Annotated in this window: 4 protein-coding genes and 1 pseudogene; 3 read left to right on the top strand and 2 right to left on the bottom strand. The window is 73.8% G+C overall.

Going from position 1 to position 3121, the window contains the following annotated elements:
• Positions 1–474 (bottom strand): winged helix-turn-helix domain-containing protein (locus GT354_RS03975; RefSeq protein WP_161354764.1); only part of this gene is annotated, 474 nt, incomplete at its 3' end.
• Here GT354_RS03975 and GT354_RS03970 point away from each other — a divergent pair.
• Both GT354_RS03970 and GT354_RS03965 read left to right on the top strand, forming a co-directional pair.
• Positions 473–1366 carry a DMT family transporter gene (locus GT354_RS03970; protein ID WP_161354763.1) on the top strand — a complete coding sequence of 298 codons (894 nt, stop codon included), beginning with the start codon at positions 473–475 and terminating at the stop codon, positions 1364–1366. The two genes, GT354_RS03975 and GT354_RS03970, sit on opposite strands and share 2 nt — an antisense overlap.
• A gap of 49 nt (positions 1367–1415) precedes the next feature.
• Positions 1416–1934, top strand: a complete 519-nt coding sequence (locus GT354_RS03965; RefSeq protein ID WP_161354762.1) for a GNAT family N-acetyltransferase — start codon at positions 1416–1418, stop codon at positions 1932–1934.
• Here GT354_RS03965 and GT354_RS03960 read toward each other — a convergent pair.
• A complete protein-coding gene (locus GT354_RS03960; RefSeq protein ID WP_161354761.1) occupies positions 1886–2320 on the bottom strand; it encodes a hypothetical protein in 435 nt (144 codons plus the stop codon). The two genes, GT354_RS03965 and GT354_RS03960, sit on opposite strands and share 49 nt — an antisense overlap.
• 537 nt (positions 2321–2857) lie before the next feature.
• On the opposite strand from GT354_RS03960, the pseudogene GT354_RS03950 reads away from it, so the two are divergent.
• A pseudogene (locus GT354_RS03950) lies at positions 2858–3121 on the top strand (PucR family transcriptional regulator); the annotation flags it as partial.

Here is a 3121-nt window from a genome sequence, read left to right as displayed (position 1 = left end):
CAACTCCGGCAGGCCCTCCAGGGGCGGCCGGAGCCACGCCCCCGGTCGGCGCCCGGCCCGGGCGAGCGCGGCCGCCAGCGCCCGCTCGGGTTGCAGGGACGGGTGCAGGTAACCGCTGTTGAGGTCGATCACCTCGGGCGTGGTCACCGCGAGCGCGCTCAGCACCCAGGACGCGTCGGTGCTGCGGTTGGGGGGCAGACCCGGTTCGGCGCTGAGTGCCACCTCCTGCCACGACGTGTCGCCGGCCGGCGGGGCGGTGCGCCGAGGTTCGGCGCGATACACGCCGGCGCCCGGGCGCGAGACCACGAGCCCCTCGGCCGCCAGGACGGCGATCGCCCGAGAGACGGTCACCGGACTCACCCGGTGCCGCTCCACCAGGACCCGACTGGACGGCAGCTTCTCACCGACCGAGTAGCGATCGAGGTCACGCCGCAGGAAGGTGAGCAGATCGGGACTACCGCTACTGTGGTCCATGACGATACAAGATAGCGCTACTCGGCCGCCCTCGATAGCACTCGGCGGCACCGCCCTCGCGGCCGTCGCCGTGTTCTCCTTCTCGCTCAGCTTCCCCGCGACCGTATGGGTACTGGAGGGCTTCGGCCCGTGGACGGCGGCCGGCCTGCGCGGGGTGCTCGCGGCGCTGCTCGCCGGCGGGTGCCTGCTCGTCGGCCGGGTTCCGCTGCCCGCACGAGCCGATCGGCTCGGACTGTCGGTCGTCGCGCTCGGGTGCGCGGTGGGCTTCCCGCTGCTCACCACGCTCGCGTTGCAGACCTCCTCGGCCGCGCACTCGGCGGTGGTGATCGGGCTGTTGCCACTGGCCACCACCGTGTTCTCGGTCGTGCGTACCGGTGAACGGCCCAGCCGGGGGTTTTGGTGCGCGTCGACGGCAGGGGCCGCGGTGGTGCTCGGATTCACCGTGGTGCAGAGCGGCGGCGGCATCGGGCTCGCCGACGGCTACCTGTTCGCCGCGCTGCTGGTGTGCGCCGCGGGCTACGCCGAAGGAGGCAGACTGGCCAGGCACCTGCCGGGTTGGCAGGTCATCGCGTGGGGGCTGGTCGCCGCCCTGCCGATCACCGGGGCGACCACGATCCTCGCTTTGGGCGCGGAACCGATACACGTGAACGCGCACGGCGTGATCGGGTTGTTCTACCTCGCCGTGGTCTCGCAGTTCGGCGGCTTCGTGCTGTGGTACCGGGGGATGGCGGCCATCGGGGTACCCGCCGCCAGTCAACTCCAGTTGGCCCAGCCGCTGTTGACCCTCGTGTGGGCGGTATCGATCCTCGACGAGCGGCTGTCGCCGGCGATGCCGGTGGCCGCACTGGGCGTGCTCGCGTCCATCGTGGTGACCCAACGCACGCGGTCGTGAGCGAAACTCGGGTGTGGTGCGGGCCCTTCCCGTGATAATCCACGGTGTCATGGACGACCTTGTGACGGCGCGGCTCGTACTGCATCCGATGACCGTGGACGACGCGCTGCGGGTGATGGCACGGGAACCGGCGGCCGATGCGCGGTGGGCGCCCGGCTATCCGGACGCGGGGGACGTGACCGGGGCGAACCGGTTCGTGAGCACGTGCGCGGCGGTCGGCGATCCGCAGCCGTTCGGCGCGTACGAGATCCGGCGTCGCGAGGATGGTTGCGCGATCGGCGGCGTCAACTTCCACGGGCCGGTGGACGAGGACGGCGCCGTCACGATCGGATACGGCCTGGTCCCCGCGGCCCAGGGCCGCGGCTATGCCTCCGAGGCCCTGCGTGAAGTCCTGCGCTTCGCCAAGGCGTCGGGCGTCGCGCGGGTGGACGGCGACACCGAGCACCACAACGTCGCGTCCCAACGGGTGATGGCCGCGGCCGGCATGCTCCTCGTCGCCGAGGACGAACGGCTGAAGCACTATCGGATCACCTGGTACGACGACGACACGCGACCCTGGTCGACCTGACCCGGACGCGCGCCCGGCGCCCGACGCCCGCGAACTCCCGGGGCGAACCACCGGACGCGGCCCGCCGACACGCCGGCCCCGGACGCGGACCACAGGAGCATGCGGACTGCCGCGTCCTCCCGGGCCGCCTCGCCGGCCCACATCACCCGCTCGTGCGCGCCGCCGACCGGACTCGGTGCGGCCCCGAACGCCCCGGTGATCAAGCCGTGTTCGGGCCGCGGCACGTACGAGGCCGGCGCCGACGTCGCGGCGAGCGCGGCCGATCTGCCACCGCCCAGGACCAGCGGCACCCGGGCCGCGTCCGGCTGCACGCGGTCCACCGCCTCCGCGAACGCGTCCGGATCGTCGGCCGCGACGCGGATCAGACCGGGCATCGGGAAGCTCACGGAACACCGCCGATGACCCGGTCCGGGCCGGCTCTCCGCGGAAGACCGCCGACCAGCACGCCCACCCGGATCCGGCGCGCCCCGACATCGGCCACCGCCGCGTCGGCCGGTCCGGCGAGCAACCCGGCGCCGCGCAACGCGCAGGCGGGCCGCTGCCGAGCGCCGAACCCGAATGCAGACGCAGGTAGTCCAGAACCCGGTCCCGCATCCGTCGGGGCTCCGCGACGCCGCCGACCCGCTCGACCGTCACCGTGGACGACCCGACCATGCCGACCTGCCTCACGATCGCGTCGGCGGGCAGTTCCCGGGCGCAAGACCGTGACCGGACCGTGCTCGGCGACCGCCCGCCGGGCGCCGGCCGGCGAGACCGACGCGGACCCACCACCGCCCGAGCCCAGCACGGCGCAGCCACGCGCGAAGTCCGGAAGCAGTCCGGCGTCGAGTTCCATGCCTCAACGGTACGAACCGCCCGCGAATGAGAGGTGTGCCACACGCACCCGAACGAGCGGAACATGTGCGGCCGGCACACTGAGCGCCGTGACCGTACTCGCCGATCTCCTCGACGGCCCCGACACCGACGGAATCGATGTCGTGGCCGGGCCGACCGACGCCGTGCCGCTGACCGGCGTACGCCTGGAGACGCGCGCGGACCGCCTCGCGGTTGCGCCCCCCGGCTGCCTGGTCGTGCTCGCGGCCCCGCTCGGCGGCTACCGGCTCGACGTCGCGGTGCGCGACCTCGCGGCGGCCGGCGCGGCGGGCCTGGTGCTGACCGCGACCACGCCCGAGACGCCCGTACCGGCC

Source organism: Streptomyces sp. SID3343, from assembly GCF_009865215.1.
Lineage (GTDB): Bacteria > Actinomycetota > Actinomycetes > Streptomycetales > Streptomycetaceae > Embleya.
Note: the sequence above shows the minus strand (reverse complement) of the source record. Positions and strands in the feature narration are given on the sequence as shown.

Coding starts and splice junctions, on each gene's coding strand:
- GT354_RS03965 (WP_161354762.1), top strand. CDS start 1,416: ATGGACGACCTTGTGACGGCGCGGCTCGTACTGCATCCGATGACCGTG.
- GT354_RS03970 (WP_161354763.1), top strand. CDS start 473: ATGACGATACAAGATAGCGCTACTCGGCCGCCCTCGATAGCACTCGGC.